Source organism: Paenibacillus nanchangensis (assembly GCF_046543445.1).
GTDB lineage: Bacteria > Bacillota > Bacilli > Paenibacillales > Paenibacillaceae > Paenibacillus_AQ > Paenibacillus_AQ nanchangensis.
The window spans coordinates 52430-76539 of record NZ_JBHOFD010000029.1 but is presented as its reverse complement, the minus strand read 5'-3'; the positions used below and the strand labels follow the sequence as shown (position 1 = coordinate 76539).

22 protein-coding genes are annotated in these 24110 nt (G+C 58.0%); 1 reads left to right on the top strand and 21 read right to left on the bottom strand.

Features of this window, described 5'->3' with window-relative positions:
• Positions 1-83 precede the first annotated feature (83 nt).
• From ACE6ED_RS21510 to ACE6ED_RS21440, 15 genes are all read right to left on the bottom strand, one after another.
• Complete coding sequence (locus tag ACE6ED_RS21510; RefSeq protein ID WP_410829472.1) at positions 84-1070, bottom strand: substrate-binding domain-containing protein; 987 nt, start codon at positions 1068-1070, stop codon at positions 84-86.
• Positions 1063-2871 carry a cache domain-containing sensor histidine kinase gene (locus tag ACE6ED_RS21505; protein ID WP_410829471.1) on the bottom strand — a complete coding sequence of 603 codons (1809 nt, stop codon included), beginning with the start codon at positions 2869-2871 and terminating at the stop codon, positions 1063-1065. Before ACE6ED_RS21505 ends, ACE6ED_RS21510 begins: the two co-directional genes overlap by 8 nt.
• Positions 2872-2873: 2 nt before the next feature.
• On the bottom strand, positions 2874-4478 hold the full coding sequence (locus ACE6ED_RS21500; RefSeq protein ID WP_410829470.1) for a response regulator: 1605 nt from the start codon (positions 4476-4478) through the stop codon (positions 2874-2876).
• 149 nt (positions 4479-4627) lie between these two features.
• Positions 4628-5620, bottom strand: a complete 993-nt coding sequence (locus ACE6ED_RS21495) for a substrate-binding domain-containing protein (protein WP_458782637.1) — start codon at positions 5618-5620, stop codon at positions 4628-4630.
• A gap of 102 nt (positions 5621-5722) precedes the next feature.
• A complete protein-coding gene (locus tag ACE6ED_RS21490) occupies positions 5723-6694 on the bottom strand; it encodes an ABC transporter permease (protein WP_410829496.1) in 972 nt (323 codons plus the stop codon).
• Between the two features lie 113 nt (positions 6695-6807).
• A complete protein-coding gene (locus tag ACE6ED_RS21485; protein ID WP_410829468.1) occupies positions 6808-8310 on the bottom strand; it encodes a sugar ABC transporter ATP-binding protein in 1503 nt (500 codons plus the stop codon).
• Between the two features lie 304 nt (positions 8311-8614).
• On the bottom strand, positions 8615-9598 hold the full coding sequence (locus tag ACE6ED_RS21480; protein ID WP_410829467.1) for a 5'-3' exonuclease: 984 nt from the start codon (positions 9596-9598) through the stop codon (positions 8615-8617).
• A gap of 146 nt (positions 9599-9744) precedes the next feature.
• Positions 9745-10113 (bottom strand): arsenate reductase family protein, encoded by a 369-nt coding sequence (locus tag ACE6ED_RS21475; RefSeq protein WP_410829466.1) that lies wholly within the window; start codon positions 10111-10113, stop codon positions 9745-9747.
• A gap of 80 nt (positions 10114-10193) precedes the next feature.
• Positions 10194-11222, bottom strand: a complete 1029-nt coding sequence (locus ACE6ED_RS21470; RefSeq protein WP_410829465.1) for an RluA family pseudouridine synthase — start codon at positions 11220-11222, stop codon at positions 10194-10196.
• A gap of 56 nt (positions 11223-11278) precedes the next feature.
• Positions 11279-11842 carry a cob(I)yrinic acid a,c-diamide adenosyltransferase gene (locus ACE6ED_RS21465; protein ID WP_410829464.1) on the bottom strand — a complete coding sequence of 188 codons (564 nt, stop codon included), beginning with the start codon at positions 11840-11842 and terminating at the stop codon, positions 11279-11281.
• 203 nt (positions 11843-12045) lie between these two features.
• Positions 12046-12300, bottom strand: a complete 255-nt coding sequence (locus ACE6ED_RS21460) for an aspartyl-phosphate phosphatase Spo0E family protein (protein WP_410829463.1) — start codon at positions 12298-12300, stop codon at positions 12046-12048.
• A 114-nt stretch (positions 12301-12414) separates the two neighbouring features.
• Complete coding sequence (locus tag ACE6ED_RS21455; protein WP_410829462.1) at positions 12415-13635, bottom strand: aminotransferase class I/II-fold pyridoxal phosphate-dependent enzyme; 1221 nt, start codon at positions 13633-13635, stop codon at positions 12415-12417.
• A 14-nt stretch (positions 13636-13649) separates the two neighbouring features.
• Positions 13650-14150, bottom strand: a complete 501-nt coding sequence (locus tag ACE6ED_RS21450; protein ID WP_410829461.1) for an Lrp/AsnC family transcriptional regulator — start codon at positions 14148-14150, stop codon at positions 13650-13652.
• A 365-nt stretch (positions 14151-14515) separates the two neighbouring features.
• The gene (locus ACE6ED_RS21445; protein WP_410829460.1) at positions 14516-14896 is read right to left on the bottom strand and encodes a spore coat protein; all 381 of its coding nucleotides are present in this window, start codon (positions 14894-14896) and stop codon (positions 14516-14518) included.
• A 96-nt stretch (positions 14897-14992) separates the two neighbouring features.
• The gene (locus tag ACE6ED_RS21440) at positions 14993-15244 is read right to left on the bottom strand and encodes a hypothetical protein (RefSeq protein ID WP_410829459.1); all 252 of its coding nucleotides are present in this window, start codon (positions 15242-15244) and stop codon (positions 14993-14995) included.
• 242 nt (positions 15245-15486) lie between these two features.
• On the opposite strand from ACE6ED_RS21440, the gene ACE6ED_RS21435 reads away from it, so the two are divergent.
• Positions 15487-16725, top strand: a complete 1239-nt coding sequence (locus ACE6ED_RS21435) for an NAD(P)/FAD-dependent oxidoreductase (RefSeq protein WP_410829458.1) — start codon at positions 15487-15489, stop codon at positions 16723-16725.
• A gap of 59 nt (positions 16726-16784) precedes the next feature.
• Here the strand turns inward: ACE6ED_RS21435 and ACE6ED_RS21430 are convergent, their stop codons facing one another.
• From ACE6ED_RS21430 to ACE6ED_RS21405, 6 genes are all read right to left on the bottom strand, one after another.
• Complete coding sequence (locus ACE6ED_RS21430; RefSeq protein WP_410829457.1) at positions 16785-17507, bottom strand: response regulator; 723 nt, start codon at positions 17505-17507, stop codon at positions 16785-16787.
• Positions 17504-19114, bottom strand: a complete 1611-nt coding sequence (gene dcuS, locus ACE6ED_RS21425) for a DcuS/MalK family sensor histidine kinase (RefSeq protein WP_410829456.1) — start codon at positions 19112-19114, stop codon at positions 17504-17506. The genes ACE6ED_RS21430 and dcuS overlap by 4 nt, the downstream gene beginning before the upstream one ends.
• A gap of 25 nt (positions 19115-19139) precedes the next feature.
• Positions 19140-20357 carry an MFS transporter gene (locus ACE6ED_RS21420; protein WP_410829455.1) on the bottom strand — a complete coding sequence of 406 codons (1218 nt, stop codon included), beginning with the start codon at positions 20355-20357 and terminating at the stop codon, positions 19140-19142.
• Positions 20358-20425: 68 nt separating this feature from the next.
• On the bottom strand, positions 20426-20971 hold the full coding sequence (locus ACE6ED_RS21415; protein WP_410829454.1) for a hypothetical protein: 546 nt from the start codon (positions 20969-20971) through the stop codon (positions 20426-20428).
• A 113-nt stretch (positions 20972-21084) separates the two neighbouring features.
• Complete coding sequence (locus ACE6ED_RS21410) at positions 21085-21504, bottom strand: DUF350 domain-containing protein (protein ID WP_410829453.1); 420 nt, start codon at positions 21502-21504, stop codon at positions 21085-21087.
• Positions 21505-21532: 28 nt separating this feature from the next.
• The gene (locus tag ACE6ED_RS21405) at positions 21533-23899 is read right to left on the bottom strand and encodes an endonuclease MutS2 (protein ID WP_410829452.1); all 2367 of its coding nucleotides are present in this window, start codon (positions 23897-23899) and stop codon (positions 21533-21535) included.
• Positions 23900-24110: the final 211 nt, after the last annotated feature.

Sequence of the window (24110 nt, the reverse complement as noted above, 5' to 3'; positions counted from 1 at the left end):
TGAACCCTGCCGGTTAGTATTGCCGCCTGACGACAATCATTCCTTAGGATATCATTTTTTGAAGGACGCGCCTATGCACAAATTTAATAATCTTCTGTAAATGGGAACAGCAGCTTTAAGTTTTTGCTGTCAAACATGTTGTCCCGGGTAATGACGACCGAACCGGTATCGATTTCTGGCGGAACCTTCTCCTCCTCCAGAGCCGTTATCGCCGTCCGGACACCCAGATAACCCATATTAAACGGCTTCTGCGTGATGGTCGCCTCGAGCACGCCTTCCTCCAAAAATGCGATCTCCCGCAGGGAGTTATCGAAGCCGACCAGCTTCGCGCGGCTGCCCAAATCACGGATCGCCCGGGCGGCGCCGATGGTAGTTGGCTCATTCAGGGCGGCGATCCCTTTCAGGCCGGGCTGGCGGGACAGCAGCGTCTTGGTGATATCATAAGCTTTTTCTTCGGACGCTCCGCTGTAATAGGTGCGCTCCATCCGGATTTTTGGATGATCGGCCAAAGACTCCCGGATGCCCTGCTCACGCTCCATCGCCGTGGCGGACCCCTGGACCACGCTCAAAATTACGGCTTCCCCTTCGCCCTCCATTGCCGCGGCCAGCCGGCTGCCCGCCTGCCGGCCTGCTTCAACATTGTCGGTCGCAACGAAGCTTATCCCGACGCGCTCGCTCAGCCCCGAATCTACCGTAACAAGGCGGATGCCTGCTTCCGCTGCTTCCTTCGCCGCAGGCACGACCCGGTGATAATCCGTCGCCGCCAGCACAATCGCATCAGGCCGGCGGGCCGCCGCCTCTTTCAGCAGCCTTATCTGCCCATCCACATCACTTTCCTCCCGGGTGCCGAGAACGGTAACATTAGCTCCGAATTCCTCGGCGGCGGCGGCAACGCCCTGATTCATGGCCGCCCAAAACTCAATCTCAAAATCGGTTGATTTCGGGATAAAAATGATCTCCCGCACCGCGGGCCGGCTCCAGCGCTCTTTTAGCCCGCCCCCGGCGGCCAGCAGCAGGATGAAGACCGCCGCAATCCCCACTACCGTCAGCACTGCTGCTTGTTTACGCAAGAGGACTACCTCCTTCGACCCAGGCTTGATAAGGGATCCGGATACCGGCCACCGTGCCTTCATCCAGTTCGCTTTCAAAGGTAAGTCCGCCGCTTTCGCCATAGTTCAGCTTAAGCCGTTCGTACACATTGGCCAGTCCGACACCGCCGGGGCCGCTCTGTTCAAACCGCCCGCTGCGGAGCCGGGCCAACGTCTCCTCCTTCATTCCGATGCCGTCGTCGGCAACGAACAGCAGAATGAACCGGCCATCGCGTATGCCGCTGATCCGGATGTGGCCGCCTTCGGGTTTGTTTTTGATGCCATGATAAAGCGCATTTTCAAGGAGCGGCTGCAAAATGATTTTTAACGTTGGATGCTCCTGTAGGCCGGCCTCCACCTCAATGGAGTACGTCAGTTTCCCGCGGTACCGGATGCTCTGGATCGTCAGGTAGTTCTCCGCATGAGCCAGCTCTTCCCGCAGCGCCACCCGTTCTTCCCCCGTACCGATGCTGTAGCGGAGCAGCCTGGCCAGCGCGGACGTCATCTGCACCACCTCAGCCTGCTTTTCCATCTCCGCCATCCAGATGATTGAGTCCAGCGTATTGTACAAAAAATGCGGCCGGATCTGCGCCTGCAGCGCCTTCAGCTCGCTGGCCCGCTTCTCCTCCTGCTCGGCCACCACCTGGCCGACCAGCTCCTTAATCCGGCCGGTCATCAGATTAAACGTTTTGGCCAGCTTGCCGATTTCATTAATCGCTTCGACATCCGCCCGGGCGTCGAAATCGCCGCGTTCCACTTTTTTCATCTGCGTCTCCAGCTTCTTCACGGGCCGGGTGATTGCGGCCGACAGCAGCAGTGACAGCGCAAGCGATATTCCCAGCGCCACACCTCCCCACAAAAGAGCTGAAAGCTGGATCGCCCGTTTGTTGCTCACCAGCGCTTCGGGATAGTTGACCCCGACGATTTTCCAGCCAAAGCCGGTGCTGCGGACCGTATAAATTTTGGCCCGGCCGTCGCTCACTGTCTCAAATGTGCCGTCGCCAGCCTGCATGATTTCACCAACCGCTTCCGACTTCAGATCGGAGTAAATCAGCTGCTGCCGGGGGTGGAAGACCAGATTACCGGCCGTGTCGACAACAAAAACATACCCTTTACCGGCCATCTCGATCTGCTGCCCCAGGTTGTTGATCACATTGTAATTCAGGTCAACGAGCAGCACGCCTCCGGCTGTCGTCCCCTCCCCCGGAAGCTGTCTGCTGATCGAGACAACCCAGCGGTATTCGCCGTAATACAGATGCTGTACACGCGAAGAAGAGATCGTCTGACCCCCTCCCGCTTCCGCGGCGGCAACGTACCAATCCTGTGAAATCAGATTGGCGTAAGGCTTCAGCCGGGAACCGTCCCGGTCCGAAACCAACGCGCCGTTGGCGCCAACAAACAGGATTGAGACGATATCGTCCCTGGAATCCGCAATGGACCGCAGGCTGCGCTGCGTCTCTTCGGCAAGCCGTCTGCCTTCCGCGCCCCTCGGGTCCCGTAGCCGCATCAGCGCCTGCAGGCTGCCGTTTGCAGCGGCGAAATCGGAGATGCTGGTCATATTGCCGATGTAATTTTGAATATTTGCGCTGACTTGAACCATCAGCTGGGAGGTATAATCAATTGAATTTTTGCGCACAGCGTCCGAGGAGAGCAGGTACGTGTTCAGACTTAGCACCATGGCCGTAAACAGGATGAGTCCAAAAAAAGAAACAGCGATTGTCGTGCGGATGCTCTTGAAACCAAGCCGGGACCGGAGCCGCCTGAACCTTGCCGGAGCGGCCATCGTCAGCCGGTCTCCTTAAGGGAGGCGCGGTATTCCTTCGGCGTCATTCCCGTCGCTTTTTTGAAGATCACACTGAAATATTGGGGATCGGCATAACCGACCCTGCCGGCGATATCATAGGCTTTAAGCGGCGTCAGCTTAAGCAGCTCCTTCGCTTTGTCCACCCGCAGACGGGTCAAATATTCCACAAAGGTGCAGCCTGCATGCTGTTTGAACAAGGTGCCGAAGTAGTTCATGCTCAGGAACACATGGCCGGCCGCCTGGCCGACCGACAGCCCGGGATCGGCATAATTCGCCTGAATATAGGCTTCCGCCTGCAGCATCTGCATCCGGTTGACGCCGCCGCGCTTCTCCGCCAAAAACGCCACAGCCTGGAGGCACGCCTCGTACAGCCAGCACTTCAGTTCTTCAAGCGTGGGAAGCGCCGGAAGCCGCCGGTCGGGATCATCGCCAAACAGCTCTTCTCCCCGGAACCCGGTTTCCGAAATGACGCCAAGCACCGCATCCAGCAGCCGCCCCGCCGAGTCATAACATTCGCGCAGGGCTGCTCCCGCCGCCTTCATGTCCTCCTGCCAGTCGGACAACGCGGCTTCGATCCGCTCCGGGTCACCGGCCCGCAGCACGGCAGCCATACGCCGCTCGTAAGCGCCGTAATCGGTCCGGTTAACCGTCCGGCCGAACTCCATATCCTGCAGGACCAGCACCTGATTTCCGCCGTGGAGGAACCGGTAGTCCAGCGCGGATAGCGCTTCCTGGAAGGAGCGGGGCAGCAGTTCACGCGCAGCGCAAACACGGCCGATGCCAACCGAAACGGTGCGCTTGAGGTAGCGTTCGGCGGCCTGCCTCCCCAGCTCGGCGGCAAGCTGTGCCGCCGTTTCCAGCTCCCCCGGCCGGCCCGGCAGCAGGATGCCCACCTTCTCGTCCCGCAGCCGGAAGACGAGGCCCTCCCGTTCGCGCCCGCAGATTTCCTCAAAGATGTTATACACCGCATAGGCGTGCAGCTCGTCGTCCGCGTCTGTTTGCCCGCGCTCCCCGGCCGGGTCCAGCTCCGCAACCAGCGCAAGCCCGCCTGATTCAGGCAGCCTGAGGCCGAGCTCCCCCAGCTTCGCAGCCGTTTCCTCAGCCGTGAGCCGGCCGGCGGTGAAGCGTTCAAGCAGCCGGTCGCGTAGCAGCGGCAGGCTTTCGTTCAGCCGCTGCCGCAGCGAAGTCCAGTTGCGCATCCGGGCATGTTCTGCATCCAGCTCCGTACGCAGGGTCCGCAAAAAACGGGTGAATTCCTCCAGATTCACCGGTTTCAGCAGATAGTCGTCCACCTTCAGCCGGATCGCCTGCTTGGCATAATCGAAGCTTTCATATCCCGTGACAATGACCACCCGGATCCCCCGGAAGCGGGTATAAATCTGCCCGGCCAACTCCAGGCCGTCCATGTAGGGCATGCAAATATCGGTGATCACCACATCGGGACGCAGCTGCTCGACCGCATCCAAGGCTTCCCGCCCGTTGCTGTAATCGCCGGCCAGCTCAAACCCGCAGCCGTTCCAGTCCGTTTTCCGCCGCATGCCTTCCCGCACTTCATCTTCATCGTCGACGATAATCAGTCTGTACATCGGATGCAACCCTCCCCGGAAGCTGTGTGTAAGCCTGTTGTTTGTGGTTTATGCACCAGTGCGCCCGGCGTATCGCTCATTCCCTCGGAACGGACAAAGACGCGGCGCCCGCGCCGCATCCTGTATCCGCTTCCAATTCTAAGCCGGTTCTATTCGTATAATAACGGTTTAATCTCTTCGGAATCCATATTGGTCTTATCATACCAATGGAAACCCGTATCGATCAACTTCTCAACCTTCTCGCCTTTGACCGCCTGAACGGCGGCTTTGACGGTCTGGTAACCAATGCCGATCGGGTCCTGGGTAATCGATCCGGCGACCGTTCCGCTGCGGACGGCATCGAGCTGGAGCTTGCCGGAATCAAAGCCGACGATGGTCACTTTGCCGATTTTGTTCATTTCGGTCACCGCATTAATAACACCGACTACCGAACCCTCATTTGCCCCAAAAATGCCCTTCAAATCGGGATGGGCCTGCATAATCGCTTTGGCCAAATCGGTCGATTTTAGCTGGTCGCCGCCCCCGTATTGGATGTCGACGATTTTGATATCCGGGTATTTGGACTCGATCTGTTCTTTGAAGCCGTCGCGGCGGTTCACGCCGGTAACGCTCGTCTGGTCGTGGACGATCAGGGCGATTTCGCCTTTGCCGCCGATCAGCTCGCTCATTTTGTCCGCGGCGAGCGCTGCCGCCGCCTTGTTGTCCGTCGCCGCCGTGGCCACCGGAATATCGCTGTCCACGCCGGAGTCGAAGCCGATGACGGGGATGCCCGCTGCTTTGGCCTTTTCAAGCAGCGGAACGGAAGCCTGGCTGTCCAGCGCGGCCAGAGCAATAGCGCTCGGCTTTTTGTCCAGCGCCGCCTGCAGCATCTCAATCTGCTTGTCGACTTGAGATTCGGTCTCCGGACCTTCAAAGGTGATTTCCACGCCGTATTCCGCTGCAGCCTTTTCGGCTCCCTGTTTTACCGCCTGCCAGAACTGATGCTGGAACCCTTTGGAGATGATCGGAATATACAGCTTATCGCTGCCCCCTGCCGCGGGAGCCGCGTCCGTCTTGGCATCCGCCGTCCCGCCGCCACTGCCGGAATTGCCGGAATTGCCGTCCGCCGCGCAGCCTCCAAGTAAAGCCGCAGCCAGCAGCATCCCCGATAGCAGCAGTTTGCCTCTTCCTTTTCCTTTTACCATATCCGTATCTCCCCTTTTATGAGTGTGGTATTCGTATGATTCGGCAGTCCGGACAAGCTGTTATTTGTTTCGGCGCCGCAAAATATCAGCATATACGGCAAGAATCACGACCCCGCCGACAATAACCGTCTGCCATTCCTGCGGCACGGATAAAATCCGCAGCCCGTTGGTGAGTACGCTCATGATTAGCGCGCCGATCACCGTTCCAAGAATCGAGCCTTGCCCGCCGCTTAGCGAGGTACCGCCGATGACGACCGCCGCGATGGCCTCCAGCTCGTAGCCCGCTCCTAGGGACGGCTGAGCAGAGTTCAGCCGGGACGCCATCATGATGCCCGCGATTCCGCTGAACACGCCGGTAATGACGTAGATGATCACCTTCCATTTTTTCACGTTGACGCCGGACAGGCGCGTCGCTTCTTCATTGCTGCCGAGCGCAAAATTATAGCGGCCGACAATGGTCTTCATCAGCACGATGCTGGCGAGCACCGCAAGCGCAAAAAAGATAAACACAGCATAAGGAATTCCCAGCAGCGTCCCCATCGAAATTTTGGCGAACGCCGGCGTATCATTGAAGTAAATCGGTTTCGTGCCCGATACAACCAGCGACAGTCCTTTCGTTACCATCATCATGCCAAGGGTGGCGATAAACGGCGGAATGTTCATCCTGGCGACCAGCAGACCGCTGACCAGCCCGCAAAGCGCGCCCGCGATAATCCCTCCGGCTATGCCAAACGGGATTGGTAAATCCCAAAACGAAATCACTACACCGGTCATGACCGCCGAAAACGTCATCACCGTTCCCACCGACAGGTCGATTCCCCCCGTAATAATGACGAAGGTGGACCCGAGCGCCAGAACGCCGATCACCGCGGTGGACAGCATAATGCCAATGATGTTGTCGAAGCGGAAAAAGTTTTCGGACGATAAGGAAAAAACGAGGATCAGCAAAATGAGGCTGGCGAACGCAAGTATTTTTTGGGTGGCTCCGCCTTTCTTTAAGGAAGCCGGTTTTACGGGCGCATTCATTTCCATGGCTTTCATCTTTGTTCCCTCCTGTAAAAAAATGTGCGGTACGGGCCAGACGGCTGCTGTTCAGAAACCGCCTGGGCCAGGAACCCGGCTCCTCCGCGGACGGTTTGGCATGCCTACCCCGCCCGCATCGTCGCCAGCCGCATAATCGATTCCTGCGACGCTTCCTTGCTGCTCAGCTCGCCGGTGATCCGGCCTTCGCACATCACGATTACCCGGTGGCTCAGGCGCAGAATTTCCGGCAGCTCCGAAGAGATCATAATGATCGATTTGCCCTGCCGGGCCAGCTCCTCCAGCAGATTGTAAATTTCGGTTTTGGCCCCGACGTCGATGCCGCGTGTCGGTTCGTCCACGATCAGAATGTCGCAGTCCCGGGTGAGCCATTTGCCGATAACCACTTTTTGCTGATTGCCGCCGGACAAATTTTTGACGAGCTGGTTCACTCCCGGCGTCTTAATCTTCAGCGAAGCGGTATACTGCTCTGCGTTCCGCCGCATTTCGTCTTCGGTCATCCAGCCCGGTCCTTTCCAAAACTTGCGGAGCGCCGCCAGCGACAGATTCGTTTTGACGTCCATATCCACCAGCAGGCCGTACCGCTTGCGGTCTTCCGACAGGTAACCGATGCCCCGTTTCACCGCGTCTTCCGGCTCCCGGATGCGGGCCCTGCGGCCTGCAATATAAATTTCGCCCGAGTCAATCCGGTCCGCGCCAAACACCGCCCGGGCGACCTCCGTTCTTCCTGCACCCATCAATCCCGCAAAACCCAGGATTTCTCCCTGTTTCAGTTCAAAGCTGATGTCTTTCAGCACGTTTCCGCGGTTCAGCCCTTTGACTTCCAGCACTTTGGCCGCTCCGCTGGCAACCGTCCCCGGCTTTGCCTCCAGGTCGATTTTGCGGCCGACCATCATTGAAATGATGTCGTCCACCGCCGTCTCCCGGGTTGGCACGGTCGAGATATAGCAGCCGTCACGCATCACAGTGATCCGGTCGGTAATCCGCTTCAGCTCCTCCATCCGGTGCGAAATGTAGACGATTCCTGCGCCGGATGCCCGCAGCTGCTCAATAATCCGGAACAGCTCGTCGATCTCCGCATTCGTCAGCGCAGCCGTTGGTTCATCCATGATCAGCACCTCCGACTCAAAGGAAAGCGCTTTCGAAATTTCAACCATTTGCTGCATCGCCACGGTTAAATCCGCCACTTTGGTGCGCGGGTCCAGTTTGACGTTTAGCTTGCGGAACAGCTCAGCCGCCTGTTCATTCAACTTCCGGTCATCCAGCAGCAGTCCGCCGAGCTTCCGGGGCTCACGCCCGATGAAGATGTTTTGGGCCACCGTCAGGTCTGGCATCAGGTTCAGTTCCTGGTGGATGATGCTGATGCCGAGGTTCTGCGCTTCTTTTGTACTGGAGAACTCCACGTGTTGCCCTTTGTACTGAATGGTTCCGCCGTCCTTGCGGTAAACGCCCGTCAAAATCTTCATCATGGTCGATTTGCCGGCCCCGTTTTCGCCGACCAGTGCGTGAACCTCGCCTGCCCGCAGCTCGAACCGGCAGCGGTCCAGCGCCTGCACGCCGGGGAATTTTTTGTTGATATCCGTCATCGTCAGGAGCACTTCGCCCATTGTTCTCACCTCGATCAGCGTTGATGTTTACAGGGCTATTGTATAATCGGCACGCTGCTAAAAAAATGGAAAAATCAACGGCAAAACATTGAATATTCCCCGGTCAAGGCAGCAAAAACGGATTCACGCAGAAAACGGCTCCATACAGAAATCGAACTCACGCAAAAACGGATCCGCGCAAAAAACACGCAAAAAAACCGGAGCGCAGCAGCTCTGCACATCCGGTTACTTTTGGTTGTTCCGTCAACGGTTTGGTTCCAATCCTATGCTAAACATCACTGAACATCCCCGCCCGGCCGCCTGCTCAGGCGAACGGGTCGGAAATATCGGTAATTCCCGGCAGCGCGCTGCCGCTTTCGCGCCCGGCCGCAGTCTCCTCCGCCGCTTCCACGAGAACCGGCTCCTCGGCGGCGACTGCGATCAAATGCAGCAGGCTGCCGAATTCCAGCTCCCGGAACTTGCGGGCGGCGTTCTCCCGCTGCAGCTCCCACAGGCATTCGGCCAACGTGCAGACGACCGGCACATCCCGCCGGATTTCGGCCAGCTCCCTCGACAGATGCAGCATATCGAGATCCGCTTCGATTTTGGCGCGGACGCCCTTCGGCAGCTTCTCCAGGTTCTCGATCACGCCCTCCACTGTCTGGTATTCAGCCAGCAGCTTCAGTGCGGTCTTCTCGCCGATTCCCCGCACTCCGGGGTAGTTGTCGCTTGTATCGCCCATGAAGCCTTTGAGGTCGACCACCTGCGCAGGGGTCAGGCCTTTCTCTTCCCACAGCGCCGCCGGGTCATACACCTTGTAATTGCCGCGGCCTTTTTTCATGATCACCACTTTGATCCGGTCCGTCACCAGCTGAAGCATGTCGTGATCGCCGGTCAAAATATAGACCTCCGACTCCTCGCCGTAACATGACGCAAGCGTGCCGATACAATCGTCGGCTTCGTACCCGGCCAGTCCGATATTCGGAACGCCAAGCTCGGCCACCACTTCTTTGGCAAGATCAAACTGGGGAATCATCTCCAGCGGCGGCTCATCGCGGTTGGACTTATAACCGTCATATTTCTCGGTACGGAACGTGCCTTTGCCCATATCCCAGCAGCAGACGATATGAGACGGCTCAAACGTCGACACCGCATCAAAAAAATACTGCAAAAATCCGTACACCGCATTGGTCGGCAGACCGGAGCGGGTCTTGCGTATATAACCTCCATACGAGGTTGCGTAAAAGGCCCGGAACAGCAGCGCCATTCCGTCCACAATCAGTACCCGGCCTTTGGTTTCCATCGTCATACGGTTCACCTTCTTTCCGCTTAAGTCTACCTGTTTGCGGCACGAGATTCAATATAAAGGATATGGCAGAACCTGCGCACGGCAAAAAGCAGCGAAGCGCGGAAAAGGCGGAGAACCTCGTCCGGCTTCCCGTCCGGCGCCTGAAATTAAACCTCGCGGCCCCACACGGTTTGATACTCCTCTTCCTTGAAACCGGCGGTTGCCCTGCCCTCGCCAATCACAACCGGCCGCTTGATCAGCATGCCGTTCGACGACAGCAGCTCGAGCTGCTCCTGTTCGCTCATGGAGGCCAGCTTGTCCTTCAGGCCAAGCTGTTTGTATACTTCTCCGCTTGTGTTAAAAAACTTCTTCAGCGGCAAACCGCTGGCCTGAACGGCCGCCCGCAGTTCCTCCACGCCCGGAGGCTCTTCCTTGATCGGGTGCAGCTCCAGTTCGTGGCCGCGGGCTTCCAGCCACTTTACCGCCTTGCGGCAGGTACCGCACTGCGCATAATGATAAACTTTCAATTGGCTCATTCCTTGTAAACTCCGTTTCTTCAGTGAAGTAGGCTGCCGGCTGCGTGTCCGGTCTGTTTAGTCTATTCAGTCTATTCGGTCTATTCGGTCTGACCCATCTGTCCGGTCTGTCCGGTCTGTCCTGCTTGTCCCGCAAGCAGCGCCTCCAGCTTCCGCATATCTTCAGGCAGCGGCGCCTCAAAGCAGACTTCCACGCGGCTGACTGGATGAGTGAACGCAAGCCGCGATGCATGCAGCGCCTGCCGGGGCATCGCGTTGTCGAGCGCTTGAATGGAGGCTAGCGCCTCAGCAAATCCGGCCGATTGAACGGTTTTGGGCTCCGGCTCCATCTCCGTCACCATCCCCGTTCCTACGCCCGTTTCCCCCGGCCCGGCCGCCTGCAGCCTCCGATATAACCCGTGGCGGTACATCCGGTCGCCAATCAGCGGGCAGCCGATTGACGTCATATGCACCCGGATCTGGTGCGTGCGTCCGCTCTCCAGCTTCAGTTCCACCCGTGAGCCCTGGCTGTAGGCCCGCTTCACCTCGTACAGGGTCAGCGACGGGTAGCCTGAGGGCGTCACGATTCGCCGGTGCGGCTCGGCCGGATCGCGGTCGATCGGGCCGTCGATCCGGCCGTGTTCCAGCGGCGGCTGTCCGTGGACAAGCGCCGTGTACCGTTTTTCCACCGTCCCGGCGATCATCTGGGCGGAGATATGCTGATGCGCGTATGGGTTTTTGGCCACCGCCAGCACGCCCGACGTCTCCTGGTCCAGGCGGTGCACCGGCCGGAACCGGTAGCTCTCGCCTTTTGACTCCCAATAATGCACAACTCCGTTGGCCAGTGTATCGACATAATGGCCATGCGTTGGATGGACAATCAGGCCGGCGGGTTTGTTAACCACCAGCAGGTGCTCATCCTCATAAAGAATCTCGAACGGGATCGGCTGGGGCAAAATATCCTCCGACACCTCGGTCTCCATCCGGATTTCCACCATGTCGCCCGCCTTGACCGGAACGCTGATGTAGACACGTTCACCATTCAGCATAATGCCCTGCTCCGTCAGCTTCAGCCTGGACAGCAGTTTGCGGGAGACGTCCATCCGTTTCTGCAAAATGGACTTCAGCATCCAGCCGTCTTCCGCCGGCGGAACAATATAAGTAATAGGGGGATAATACGCCGTCTTCAGCTGCGGAACACCTTCTTGCCCCGGACATATTCGACATCTTCAATCCCTGCCCGGGCATTTGCGGCCCGCGCAAATGCAAAAAAATAATCCGACAGCCGGTTCAGGTAGGTAAGAACATGCGGATTTACCGCGGCTGTCCCTGCCAAAGTGACTGTGCGCCGCTCCGCCCGCCGGCATACCGTCCGGCAGACATGCGCGGCGGAAGCCAGACGGCTGCCCCCGGGCAGGATGAATTTCTCCAGCGGCGGACTGGCCGCTTCCAATTCGTCGATCCACCGCTCCAGCCGCTCCGGCATATCCGCCGTCACCTTGAAGACAGCCTCTCCTTCTTTCACAAAAGCGAGATCCGACCCGCAGTCAAACAGCTCATGCTGAATCTCGAGCAGCTGCTCACGCAGGTCCGTGTATCCTTCGCCGTCAGCAAAAACACGCGTTTCCCCGACAAAACAGTTCAGTTCATCAATCGTGCCATATGCCTCTACACGGACGTCATCTTTGCCCACGCGTCCGCCAACCACGGACGTCTGGCCCGCATCCCCTGTGCGCGTATAAATTTTCATCCGGCCGTTCCTCCTGTCTGCTGCGCTTCCGGGCCGAATGTACGGGTGATCCCCGCAGGCCCGGTCCGTTCTCTATTATATCCCAAATGTCCTCCCGGGCGCTTCCCAGACGTTATCATAGCCCGGTTGGCATGGAGTTCATCACGATCTGATCAAACGAAAAAGACCCCAGCCGGGGCCCTAAGTAGCGTTCCCGCAAACCTCTAGCGGATGCGGGGACGGGATTTCATATATTCGTTAATCTTGAGATCCAGCAAACTGCTGATCTCGATGACCGGCTGCGACGTGAAAGACTGTTCCTGCAAAAACAGCTGTTCCATCCTGCTGCGAAGAAGCTGAATCTCATCTTCCAAGGAGAGGGTGCGAGAAGATGCTTCATCCCCGGAGGTAGGTTTCCCGCTCCCCGGGAAGCACTCTCCGCAATAGGAAGGCAAATAAAAGTCGGCAAACAGCACCATGATCCCTCCTTATAGGTTATCCTTACTTTCAAAGTAAAATTATACCATAAGTCAGTTTCATATGCTACTGGACCCGCCATTATGCAGGAACATTTTTTGACAAAAGATAATGAATTATTCCGTTTTTTCCCTTTTTAACTGTTCCATAAAAGCGCCCATACGCTCCAGCGCTTCGTTTAATTGAGCGACGGAAGTGGCATAAGAGCAGCGCAGGAACCCTTCGCCCCCGAGGCCAAACACATTGCCCGGAACGGCGGCGACCCGGTACTCGCGCAGCAGGCGCTGGGCAAATTCATCCGATGTCAGCCCCGTGGAGCGGATGCTTGGAAACGCGTAAAAAGCGCCCTGCGGCTCGTGGCATTCCAGCCCGATCTCGCGTAGCCCTTTTACAATCAGGCGGCGGCGCTGGTTATACGACTCCACCATCCGGTCTTTCTCTTCCAAGCCGTTCGTCAGTGCTTCAAGCGCCGCAACCTGGCCCATTGAAGGAGCGCACATCACCGTGTACTGATGAATTTTAAGCATCGCGGAGATCAGCTCGTGATGGCCGCAGGCATAGCCCATCCGCCAGCCAGTCATAGCAAACGCTTTGGAGAAGCCGCTGACCAGAATTGTCCGGTCCTTCATGCCCGGCAGACTCGCGAAGCTGACCGGCTGTGCGCCGTACGTAAGCTCAGCATAAATCTCGTCCGAAATCACAATCAAGTCGTGTTTCTCGACCATCCGGGCGATCGGCAGCCAATCCTCCCGGCTCATAATAGCGCCGGTTGGGTTGCTGGGATAACACAAGATCAGCACCTTGGACTTCGGTGTGATCTTGGCTTCCAGCGCTTCGGCCGTCAGCTTGAAGCCGTTATCGGCAAAGGTTTCGATGCCGACCGGAATACCGCCGCCAATGGCGGTGATCGGCGAATAAGAAATGTAGCAGGGCTCCGGAATCAGGATTTCATCGCCGGGGGACACCAAAGCCCGCAGCGCCAGATCGATCGCTTCGCTGCCGCCGACGGTCGCCATGATCTCATGGGCCGGATCGTAGTCAACCTGAAATTTGTTGTGGAGATACTGTGCGATGCCCTCTCTCAGCTCAGGCATGCCCGCGTTGGAGGTATAACCCGTAAAGCCTCTTTCCAGAGAGTACACGCAGGCTTCACGCACATGCCAGGGTGTCTTGAAATCCGGCTCGCCGACGCCCAAAGAAATAATATCCTTGCTTCCGGCCGCCAAATCAAAAAATTTGCGAATGCCCGAAGGCTGGATTTCCCGCACCTTCGGTGTCAGATAAGAACTCATCGGCTTGCCGCCGGTTCCCGCTTGCTGTGTGTTGTTCACGACCATGGCAGTATCTTCCTTTACGGGGATATAATCAGACGGTTATCCTCTTCATGCTCTTCGAAAATAATGCCGTCCTGCTTGTATTTCTTAAGAGTAAAGTTGGTTTTGGTAGAAAGCACGGAATCAATCGGCGACAGCTTCTCGGAGACAAAATTCGCAACCTCGCGCAAATTGCGTCCTTCCACCTCCACCAGGAGATCGTATGCGCCAGACATCAGATACACGGATTTCACTTGAGGATACAGGTAAATCCGCTCCGCAATGCCTTCGAACCCGCGTCCGCGCTCCGGTGTGATCTGCACTTCGATCAGTGCCGTCACCCGTTCGTCGTCCAGTTTGTCCCAGTTGACGACCGTGGAATATTTGACGATAACATGCTCATTCTCCATCTCTTCGATAGCGGTGCGCACTTCGCCGATATCCGCCCCCAGCAGCGTGGAAAGCAGTTCCGGAGACCTTCTCGCGTCCTCTTTCAGCAGTTCCAGCACTTTCCTCTTCAGTTCGTTCATTTCTTCCATGACTTCCCTCCGGATTTCATACGCCGGGTCCCGCACGCTGCTTTAACGCGCCGCCCGCGAAAAGAGTTTATTAATAATATGACACGAAACCGTCAACTCTGCAAACAAAAACACATGGCAGGCACAGGAAAGCCGGCAAATTCCCGGCTGGCCTGATCACACAAAAACCGCCCGCAGACCGGGATCATCCGGCGTTGCGGGCGGTTTTGGAGGACTTGGACAGGCGGAAAAGATCCTCATGGGGGACATTCTCTCCGCTCTGTTCCGAGTACCCTGTTGAAGAAGCAGAATCAGGCAGCAACCCACGGGACGGCCACGAAAACCGGCACCCTCCCGCTGCCCGCTTCATTTTCGGCTGCAGCGGGTTACATATAGTAACTGTCCACGTTGGGCTGATGCGGCGCGACGTTCGGGGACTGGGCGTAGACTACGCCGCCGCCCGTTTTTTGCTGGATAAACTGGCGCAGCTTCGACTGCGCCTGCTGTGTGCTGCTGATCTGTTTGTCCAGTTCGGGGCGTAAAGCTTTTGCCGGTGCGCTGTACATATTCATCTCCTGCATCCGGTTGTATAAATCCCCCTGCAGACGCAGCGTGTCCATCGTTAGATCATTAAACATCCGGCGTACCGTTGGGCAAGACGATTCCGTCGCCGCGGTGGTATATTCGCGCACCGTACGCTTTAAGTCTGCCAGGATAATGTTCAGCAGGTCCTTGTCCTGCATGAAACCAGCTTGGTTTTCGTACATGGCTGCTTGTCTCCTTTTCAAGTGGAATTGCAGGCGAAGCGGCGTGCGGACGGCGGTCCGATCCGCCTTTCGCCCCCGTCCATAACACGATGCCTATTACTGCTGCGGCTGCATCGGCGCGAACTGCTGATGCATTTGAAGCGTGTGGGCCAGCACATCCATGTGATGCGAATGGCTTTGCAGATGCTGCAGGCAAATTTGCCGGACGGCCTGATCCTGGGCGGATCCGGCGGTTGCTGCGCACAGCTTGGCCAGCATTTCCTCGTTGGACAGCGAATCAGAGATATAGTCCAGCTCTTTGTGGGTCAACGGCTGCATTTGGGTAGACTGCATTTGAGCAGACTGCATTGTTTCTTCCTCCTTTTCACGTGTAGACACCTGAATAGGTGTAAACCTGAATGTTCCATACACGGATTAGGATGCCGCCGAAACGTGAATTTATGCACACCATCCTTGTTCAGGCATGGAATACCCGGACCCGGTTATACTAGAACACACTCCTGAAATCTGTTAGGCCGGCCGCATCTGCAGCGCAATAAACGGCCGGTAAGAAAATTACTGCTAAAGGCATGAAGGGAGCGAGCAGCGGGATGAAACTTGTAAGCGGCACCCCGCCGTGGGAGCGTACGCTCCCAAATCCGCAGGCTTATCCAAAGCTTGATGAAGATATAACCTGCGACTGTCTGATTGTGGGAGGGGGAATGGGGGGAGCTCTGCTCGCCCACCGTCTGTCGTCAACCGGCGCACGGACAGTGCTGATCGACAAACGCCGGATCGGCGGGGGCAGCACGCAGGCAAATACCGGCCTGCTTCAGACCTTTAACGATAAATCGCTGACTTCCTGCATCCACAGCTTCGGAGAGGATCAGGCCGTGCAGTTTTACCGGATGTGCCGGGAGGCTGTACACGCGATCATCCGGCTGGGCAAGGAAATGGAAGCGGATCTGGAAGTACTGCCAAGGCACTCCTTATATTACGCCGGGACCGAACAGGAAGCCGGGCTGCTGCGCGAGGAATACGCCAATCTGCGGAAACACGGATTTGAGGTCGAGTGGTGGGAACCTGAACGAATTTCGGAGGCGTTTCCGTTTTCGAAGCCAGGAGCGCTGTACTCCCCGGGTGACGCCGAGATCAACCCTTACCGGGCGGTGCATGCCTTGGTTGCCGAAGCGGCCGCGAGAGGCGTGCGGGTGTTCGAGCATACCAAAGCGGTCCGTTACGAACATACCCCGCATGAGGTCGTCTGTCACACACCGGGCGGACGGATTACGGCGAAGCAAGTTGTTTTTGCCATGGGTTATGAAACACAGGAGCTGAAAAAAGACCGGGGCGCCGTGCTTGTCAACACGTACGCCGTGATGACCCGCCCGCTGGTCCGCCTGCCAGAGTGGCCCGACCGCTGTTTGATCTGGGAAACGGCCCGTCCCTATTCCTATTTCCGGACGACGCCGGATCGCCGGATTATTGCGGGCGGCCGGGATGAAGCGCTGACGGACAGCGGACGGCGGGAGACGCGGGTCTTGTCGCAGGGGCGCAGCCTCCTGGAAGACATCCGCCGCCTGTTCCCCGGGACGGAAGAGCTTGAGCTCGAATATGCCTGGGGCGGCGTCTTTGGCACGACGCATGACGGGCTTCCTTTTATCGGACCGCATCCCGATTACCCCCGCTGCTATTTCATCGAAGGTTATGGCGGCAATGGCACCGTCTACAGTATGATCGCAGCGGAGCTGCTTGCGGATGCGGTGCAGGGCATAGAACGGCCGGAGCTGTCCCTGTTCTCGCTCACCCGCTCCCCCAAAACACCGCCTGCCTCCGGTTCTTCCGGCTGAAGCTCCGGCGCAGAACAAGCCGAAAAGGCCCGGACCGCTTTTGGGCGTCCGGACCTTGTTCACTCTATGTATCCCTTCACAAGCTGGGCTCCATCAGGAGCCTGTTTGTATTTATACACCGGCCTGCCGGGCCCCCCGTACTCCAGCTCCATCTGAAGCGCGCCAATCTCCGTCAAAAAAGCGAGATACTTGCGGGCGGAAATCCGTGAGATTGAACCCCGGGCGGCTACTTCCTCAGTCGAAACCAGGTCCCCGTCCTCCGGGACCGCCAACCAGACCAGGCGCAGCGTCGCCTCTGTCAGCCCTTTCGGAAGACGGGAAGAAGCCGGTTCAGGCCCGGGTTTTGCGCCTCTGTAGCGGACCAGCTGATCCAGCTCGTCCTGGCTGAGCCGCTCCGTTCGGGCCATCATCAGGATATCGTGCCTGTAGTCGGTCAGCGCCGCACGAAAACGCTCGAACTCAAACGGCTTGATCAAATAATCGACGGCGCCCAGCTGCAGCGCCTTGCGGATGCTCGTATGGTCGCTTGCCGCCGAAATAATGATGGCGTCGACCGAACTTCCGCTTTTGCGCAGGGAGGACAGCAGGTCAAGGCCGCCGGACTGCTGCATGTAGAGATCCAATAGCAGGAGATCCGGATCCTCACGCTCCGCCAATTCACGCGCTTCCTCCGCCGAGGCGGCCCAGCCGACGCATTCGAACCCTTCCAGCTGCTCCAGATAATGACGGTTAAATTTGGCGACCATCGGATCGTCTTCGACAATGAGCACCTTGATAATCATGCTTCATCCCCTTCCTTGGCCGCATAAGGCAGTTCAACGGTAAAAACGGTCCCGCCGCTCTTCCGGCTGTCCAGCGCAATCCGCCCGCCAAGCCGCTCGACACTCCGCCGGACGAGGAACAACCCGATTCCGCGGTTTTCGCCTTTGGTGGAAAAACCCTGCCTGAAGACAACCTCACGGATGTCCTCCGGGATACCCGGGCCGTTATCGGCTACGGTGCAGGCAAGCCGCCCCCCGCCATACCGGAACGCCAGCCGGATCTTTCCGTCGGTCCCGCTCCGCTGCAGGGCTTCGATCGCATTGTCCAGCAGGTTGCCCGCTATCGTGATCAGCTCATGGATCACTTCGGGATCGCGTGAAGGCGGGAGGTAACTATCCTCGTCAAGCTGCAGCATGATGCCTGCTTCCCGGCCCCGGCTCAGCTTGCCCAGCACAAAACCGGCCATCACCGGATCCTTAATACTGCGGGTAATTGCCCCGATTTCGTTTTGGTGGCTGTCGACCGTTGCGGCAACATACTCCTGCAGTTCGTCGTACATTTTCATATGCGTCATGCCCATAATCACATGCAGCTTGTTCCTGAATTCATGCGCCTGCCCCCGCAGCGCCTCCGCGTAAACCGAGACGCCGGAAAGGCGTTCGGCCAGCTGCACTACCTCGGTCATATCACGGAATGCGGAGACGGCGCCGACGGTATGGCCTCCGACGCGCACCGGGCGGCCGCGCGCAAGCAGCGTCAGCCCGTTAAGCGAGATTTCCTCGTAACCGGTAGCCTGTCCTGTCGTCAGCACCTCCTCCAGCCGGAGGGCCGGCCAGAACTCCACGATATTACGGCCGAGCGGGTTGTCGTAGGCCTGAGCTGCACGCAGCAGCCGTTCGGCTTCCAGATTCACGAGGGTGATGTCACCGCGCTCGTTTACGGCGATAATGCCTTCCGTGGCCGACTGCAAAATCGCGCTGCGCTCCTCCAGCATATTGGAGATGTCCGACGGCTCCAGCCAATGCATCATTTTTTTGACCCGGCCTGCCAGCGCCACCGCGCCAAGACCGCCAAGCAGCGCGCCGGACAGCAGCGCCAGGATCACCACCCATTGGGTGTGCCGGATATCACCGCTGACCCGCTCGCGCGACAGCCCGACCACCACTACCCCCAGCTGTTTCCCTTTGCCGGAGTAGACCGGCACAAAGGCGCGGATGGAGTCTCCCAGCGTCCCTCTTCCCTCGGAGACGCTTTCTCCGCCATGCAGCGCTTCCTCCAGCCCGCCGCCCTGAAACCGCCTGCCAATCGCCTCCGGATTCGGATGCGAATAACGAATGCCATTCATATCCGTGACGACCACAAACAAAATGTGATTCCGCCGGGTAATCCGCGATGCGTAATCCTGGATTTCCCTGCTGCTGCCTGTTTCAAGCCCCTCCTGCACAAAGGGGATAAGCGCAATCGTGCGGGCGATGGTCAGCGCCTTGTTCTCCAAATTTTCCCGAGTCTGCGGGATGATCCGGCTGCTGAAGAACACATACAATCCAAGCAGCACCAGCCCAATGATGGCCGTAATCATAACCGTGACCGTAGTCCGTACTCCCCATTTGATCTTCCGCTTACGCAAACCTCCGCCTCCCGCGATTGCCCGATTATCCCCCCGTCTTCCCCGCCTGCGCGGGACGCCGGAACAGGCGGCGCATGAACAGCCAGCCGGCCAGCGGAGCCGCCCCCAGGGCCAGCATCAGCAGTGTGACCGTTCGCGGCGTGTGGCTGAGGGATAATACCCCGATATAGATGAGTATCCCTGTCAGCCGGCCAAGCGTAAGCCCAAGCTCCCGCACCACCACAAGCTCCACCCGTTTCTCGACGCTTTCTTCGGTCCGGCCCATCAGGTCGAAGCTGCCGGCGACCATCGGAAGCATATACAGCGGGATAAACAGTGAGGTTCCGATGCCCATGATCAGCAGCGGCACATACCCGTTAAACCACAATAACGGCACGATGACCAGAACGAGCAGGACCGCTCCTGCCAGCATCCCCGCAGACCGGTATTTCGCTTTAAACCACTTGCCCGCCGCCCAATAGCTCACCAGCGAAACCGCCGAGGTGATTAGCGTGTACTGGGCCAGACGGCTCTCTTCCTTGGCGTAGATGTACACCAGCAGACCGATCAGAAATGAAAAGACGCCTTCCCGCAACCCCTGAAAATAAAGGCCAAGGGAAACCTGGCGCCACAATCCGCCCGGAGTGCGCAGCCTTTTCCATGGCTCGGTCCAGCTGTAAGAGCCTTCCGTTTTCCGTTTTTTCAGAAAAAAACTAAGCACCGCTGCCGCGGCATACACGCCGAGCGACAGCATAAACACCATCCGGTAGCCCCGCTCCCCGTGCAGACGGGTAATCAGGAGTCCGGACAGCCACGGCCCCGCCATCCCGGTAAGAGAACCCAGCAGGCCGACCCAACCGTTGAAACGGTCGCGGTTCGCCGCATCCGTTATCTCGAAATACACGATGTTGAAAGCGATCCAGAACAATCCAAGCGCCGCGCCGAGCAGCAGCCCGAGCGGCCAGATGTAATAGACGGCCCGGTTGCCGGCCAGCAGAACAAGCGAATAAAACAGCCCCGATACCGCGATGCCCAGCCGGAGCACGTTCATTTTGTTGTGTTCCTTTACCCATTTGCCAGCCAACCAAAAGACAAGACCCAGCGTGATTTGCTGGGCCACCGTAAACCAGCCGATCATGGCGTAATCCTGCCGGCTTTTCCATAAATAGACGTTCAGAAACGTTCCGGATAACGCGCCGGACAATACAAACAGCCCGTTAACCGCCAGGAGCAAAATCGCCTGCCCCTTCAAGGGCGCTTTCATAAGGCCCACCTCCCGCATCAAGCATGTCTTCTGTTAACATGCCCGGCCGGAGGGAATCTCATGAACGATCAGCCTTTCCGCGTCCCGCCGCTCAAATTTCGCACAAAGGCCATCCGGGAGGTTTCGGAGAGGCTGTGCTGAACCTGGAAGCAGGAAGGACACACATACACATTCAGCATAAACGGCGCTTCCAGCACCGGCAGCTTGCCGTCTTCCGCCAGCCTTGGCTCAAACGAGGAGCCTTCCACCGCCCGGACGCCGGAGAGCAGCATATATTCGTGGCACTGCGGGCATTCCGGCGCTTCCGTCTGCTGGTCAAGCAGCTCGCTTGTCCGCTGTTCGTACTGCTTCAAATCATATTTTTCCCGGTATTCATCAAGCGTGCGGTAAACCGGCACCACATGCTCCCGGTCCTCATCGTCCCACAGTCCGCTGTCATCGTCCGGCTCCTCCTCCGGCTCGTCCTCCAGCTCCAGATCATCCGGACCGATGCTTACGGTGCGGTAGCCTTTTAATTCGTTGTCGCAGTGCGGGCAGGTGTCCTCCGGCCCGATTTCTTCATCCCATACGATTTCCGTATGGCACCATGGACAAACCGTTGTTTCCAAATCCATTCTCTCCTTATTACGCCTAATTCAGCGTCAAATAGATGATGCCTGCGGCCAAAAACAGGACCGAGCAGGCGAATAGCACACGCACAAGTATTTTCATGACACAGGTCCCCCGCTTAGATGATCGCCGAGCCGATGACATAGGACAGCGAGACCGACAGCAGCAGCGCAATCAGTCCCACCGCCCGGTTGTCGGCGGCAATCTCCTCATCGATCGAGAAGACGGGCGTCATAAATTCGAACAGGAAGTAAGCGCACAGCAGCAGGACAAAGCCGATCACCGCCCACAGCATCGTTTGATAAATGCTTTCACCCGAGCTGATGCTGAACCGGAGAATATTGCAGATGCCGAAGATTTTTCCGCCTGTCGCCATCGCGGCCGCCACATTGCCCCTGCGGATTTCGTCCCAGCAGTTGTATTTAGTCACGAGCTCGAATATCGACAGGAAGATGACGAGCCCCAACACCGCCACCGTGAAGTAACCGAGCAGCGAACCGATCGGATGGCTCAGCAGCGAATCGATAACCTCTTGCATTGTTCCCCCTCTTTCCGCGGGCAGCCGTTTATTTCAATTCGGCCACGGTTACCCCCGCTCCCCCTTCATTGTAATTCCCGAGCCGGTAGCTCTTTACATGGCGGTGCTTACGCAGGTAATCCTGGATGCCCGACCGCAGGACGCCGGTGCCTTTGCCGTGAATGATATAAATCTGGCCCAGGTTGCCCAAGAATGCCTCATCAATAAAACGGTCCGTCTCGATCAGCGCTTCCTCCAGGTTCGCGCCCCGCAGGTCCAGCTCGCTGCGCACGTTCTCGTCCCGGGTCCGCTTGACCGTCGTGGCCTGGCGGATCGGCTGCGCCGCAGCAGGTTTGGCTGCCGCAAGCAGTTCAAGATCGTCCAGCCGTACTTTCATCTTCATGATGCCAAGCTGAACGACGGCCTCTTTGGCGCCGGACAGCTCGACGACATGCCCCCGCTGGTTGAGGCTGAAGACGTTCACCTCGTCTCCCGGCTGAATGCTGCGCGGCGGCTTCGCCCCCGATTTGGCCGGCTTTTTGCTGCGGGCTTGCGGCTGGGCTTCGTCCAGCTTACGTCTGGCTTCGATCAGCTTATGCTCTTTGACCGACGCGCCTTCCTCCATGGCGAGCTTCCGCAGATCCGCAATAATCTGCTCCGCTTCCTTGCGCGCCTTGTCTACGATGCCAGCGGCATCCTGTTCCGCTTTGTCCAGCCATTTGTCCCGCTGGCTCTCCAGCTTCTCCAGCTCGCGGCGGTGTTTCGCGCGGAGCTCCTCCACTTCGCGCCGGAGATCTTCGGCCCGTTCGCGCTCGTTCTCCGCGGTCAGGCGGTTCTCCTCCAGCGAAGCGATCATATGCTCGACACGCATATCTTCTTCCGTTACTTCGCCGCGCGCGTGTTCCAGAATCGGAGCAGGCAGGCCGAGCCGTTCCGCGATCGCAAACGCGTTGCTTCGTCCCGGTACGCCGATCAGCAGCCGGTACGTCGGGCTGAGGCTCTGCACGTCAAACTCCATGCTGGCGTTGATGACGCCTTTGCGTTCGTAGGCATAAGCCTTCAGCTCGCTGTAGTGCGTCGTTGCCACCATCCGGCAGCCTTGGCGGTGAATATGCTCCAGGATGGCAATCGCCAGCGCCGAACCCTCGGCCGGGTCGGTTCCCGCGCCGACTTCATCCAGCAGAATCAGGCTTTTTGGAGTCATCCGCTTCAAAATGGAAATAATATTCGTCATATGGCTCGAAAAGGTACTGAGGCTCTGCTCAATGCTCTGTTCGTCGCCAATATCCGCGTAGATTGCATCGAATACGCACATCTGGCTGCCTTCCTCCGCCGGAATAAACAATCCCGACATTGCCATGAGACTGAGCAGGCCAACCGTCTTCAGCGTGACCGTCTTACCGCCCGTATTGGGACCGGTGACGATAATCGTGCTGTAATCGTTGCCGAGCTCCGCATCAAGCGGCACGACATGCTCCGCCGGAATCAGCGGATGGCGTCCTTTCCGCAGCTTCAGATAACCCCGGTCGTTCATGCGCGGCCGGACTGCCTTCAGTTCACGCGCCAAGCGGGCTTTTGCAAAAATAAAGTCGAGCTGGCCCAACACATCGACGTCATAAGTCATTTCTTCGGCTACCTCGCCGACTCTTGCGGTCAGCTTCTGGAGAATAACCTCTATCTCGCGTTCTTCCCGCAGCCGGGTCTCGCGCAGCTTGTTATTCATGGCTACAATCGATTCGGGCTCAATAAACAGCGTCGCTCCCGAACCGGACTGGTCATGCACAATCCCGCCGAAATGGGAACGGTATTCCGCCTTAACCGGAATTACGAACCGGTCGCCGCGGATCGTGACGAGCTGGTCCTGCAGCATTTTCGCAACCGAAGAGGAACGGATCATGCTGTCCAGCTTCTCCCGGATTCTGGCTTCGCCGCCCCGCAGCTCCCTGCGGATTGTTGCCAGCTCGGGGCTCGCGGAATCCAGCACCTCCGCGTCCTCGCCGATACAGGCACGGATGGCGTCTTCCAGCGGCTTCTGCTCCGACAAGAGATCGCTTAAGGCAAACAGCATCTCGATCGCTTCTTCTTCATGCAGCGCGGCAAGGAAACGTTTGATCCGGCGCGAGCCATGGATTGTATTGCCGACCGCAAGCAGGTCATGCGTCCCGAGCGTCCCGCCGATCCGGGCGCGTTTGAGCGCCGGTTCAATGTCGGTGATGCCTCCAAACGACGGAATGCCCTTAAGCCGGTCTACATTCGCCGCTTCCTCCGTCGCCTGCAGCAGGCGCTTCACCGTCTCGAAATCGCCCGAAGGCCGCAGCTCGTCTGCGGTCTCCCGTCCCATCGGGGTTTGCGTATATTTAATTAATTTATCTATAATCTTGCGGTATTCAAGCGTATGCAAAATCTTGTCGTCCAATTACAGTCACAGCTCCCTTCTAGTTCTTCTTATTATACCGAAAACAGGCGATTTCCGCCATTTGGCCCCGCCTGATCTCTCCAGCAGCCGTATAGGGCCGCAGCGGGGAAATCCGCTTCTTTTGGCTGCGCCGTTGTCTTGGCTAACCTTACCGACATAACGCCCGTCCGCCCGGCGCACAATAGAAGGTGCGCATCCCATTACCGCATTT

What these genes read in the sequence shown, in the direction of transcription:
- ACE6ED_RS21505 (WP_410829471.1), bottom strand. Translation starts at nt 2,871, where the DNA reads ATGGCCGCTCCGGCAAGGTTCAGGCGGCTCCGGTCCCGGCTTGGTTTC.
- ACE6ED_RS21500 (WP_410829470.1), bottom strand. Translation starts at nt 4,478, where the DNA reads ATGTACAGACTGATTATCGTCGACGATGAAGATGAAGTGCGGGAAGGC.
- ACE6ED_RS21495 (WP_458782637.1), bottom strand. Translation starts at nt 5,620, where the DNA reads ATGCTGCTGGCTGCGGCTTTACTTGGAGGCTGCGCGGCGGACGGCAAT.
- ACE6ED_RS21490 (WP_410829496.1), bottom strand. Translation starts at nt 6,694, where the DNA reads ATGGAAATGAATGCGCCCGTAAAACCGGCTTCCTTAAAGAAAGGCGGA.
- ACE6ED_RS21485 (WP_410829468.1), bottom strand. Translation starts at nt 8,310, where the DNA reads ATGGGCGAAGTGCTCCTGACGATGACGGATATCAACAAAAAATTCCCC.
- ACE6ED_RS21480 (WP_410829467.1), bottom strand. Translation starts at nt 9,598, where the DNA reads ATGACGATGGAAACCAAAGGCCGGGTACTGATTGTGGACGGAATGGCG.
- ACE6ED_RS21475 (WP_410829466.1), bottom strand. Translation starts at nt 10,113, where the DNA reads ATGAGCCAATTGAAAGTTTATCATTATGCGCAGTGCGGTACCTGCCGC.
- ACE6ED_RS21470 (WP_410829465.1), bottom strand. Translation starts at nt 11,222, where the DNA reads ATGCTGAAGTCCATTTTGCAGAAACGGATGGACGTCTCCCGCAAACTG.
- ACE6ED_RS21465 (WP_410829464.1), bottom strand. Translation starts at nt 11,842, where the DNA reads ATGAAAATTTATACGCGCACAGGGGATGCGGGCCAGACGTCCGTGGTT.
- ACE6ED_RS21460 (WP_410829463.1), bottom strand. Translation starts at nt 12,300, where the DNA reads ATGGTGCTGTTTGCCGACTTTTATTTGCCTTCCTATTGCGGAGAGTGC.
- ACE6ED_RS21455 (WP_410829462.1), bottom strand. Translation starts at nt 13,635, where the DNA reads ATGGTCGTGAACAACACACAGCAAGCGGGAACCGGCGGCAAGCCGATG.
- ACE6ED_RS21450 (WP_410829461.1), bottom strand. Translation starts at nt 14,150, where the DNA reads ATGGAAGAAATGAACGAACTGAAGAGGAAAGTGCTGGAACTGCTGAAA.
- ACE6ED_RS21445 (WP_410829460.1), bottom strand. Translation starts at nt 14,896, where the DNA reads ATGTACGAAAACCAAGCTGGTTTCATGCAGGACAAGGACCTGCTGAAC.
- ACE6ED_RS21440 (WP_410829459.1), bottom strand. Translation starts at nt 15,244, where the DNA reads ATGCAGTCTGCTCAAATGCAGTCTACCCAAATGCAGCCGTTGACCCAC.
- ACE6ED_RS21435 (WP_410829458.1), top strand. Translation starts at nt 15,487, where the DNA reads ATGAAACTTGTAAGCGGCACCCCGCCGTGGGAGCGTACGCTCCCAAAT.
- ACE6ED_RS21430 (WP_410829457.1), bottom strand. Translation starts at nt 17,507, where the DNA reads ATGATTATCAAGGTGCTCATTGTCGAAGACGATCCGATGGTCGCCAAA.
- ACE6ED_RS21420 (WP_410829455.1), bottom strand. Translation starts at nt 20,357, where the DNA reads ATGAAAGCGCCCTTGAAGGGGCAGGCGATTTTGCTCCTGGCGGTTAAC.
- ACE6ED_RS21415 (WP_410829454.1), bottom strand. Translation starts at nt 20,971, where the DNA reads ATGGATTTGGAAACAACGGTTTGTCCATGGTGCCATACGGAAATCGTA.
- ACE6ED_RS21410 (WP_410829453.1), bottom strand. Translation starts at nt 21,504, where the DNA reads ATGCAAGAGGTTATCGATTCGCTGCTGAGCCATCCGATCGGTTCGCTG.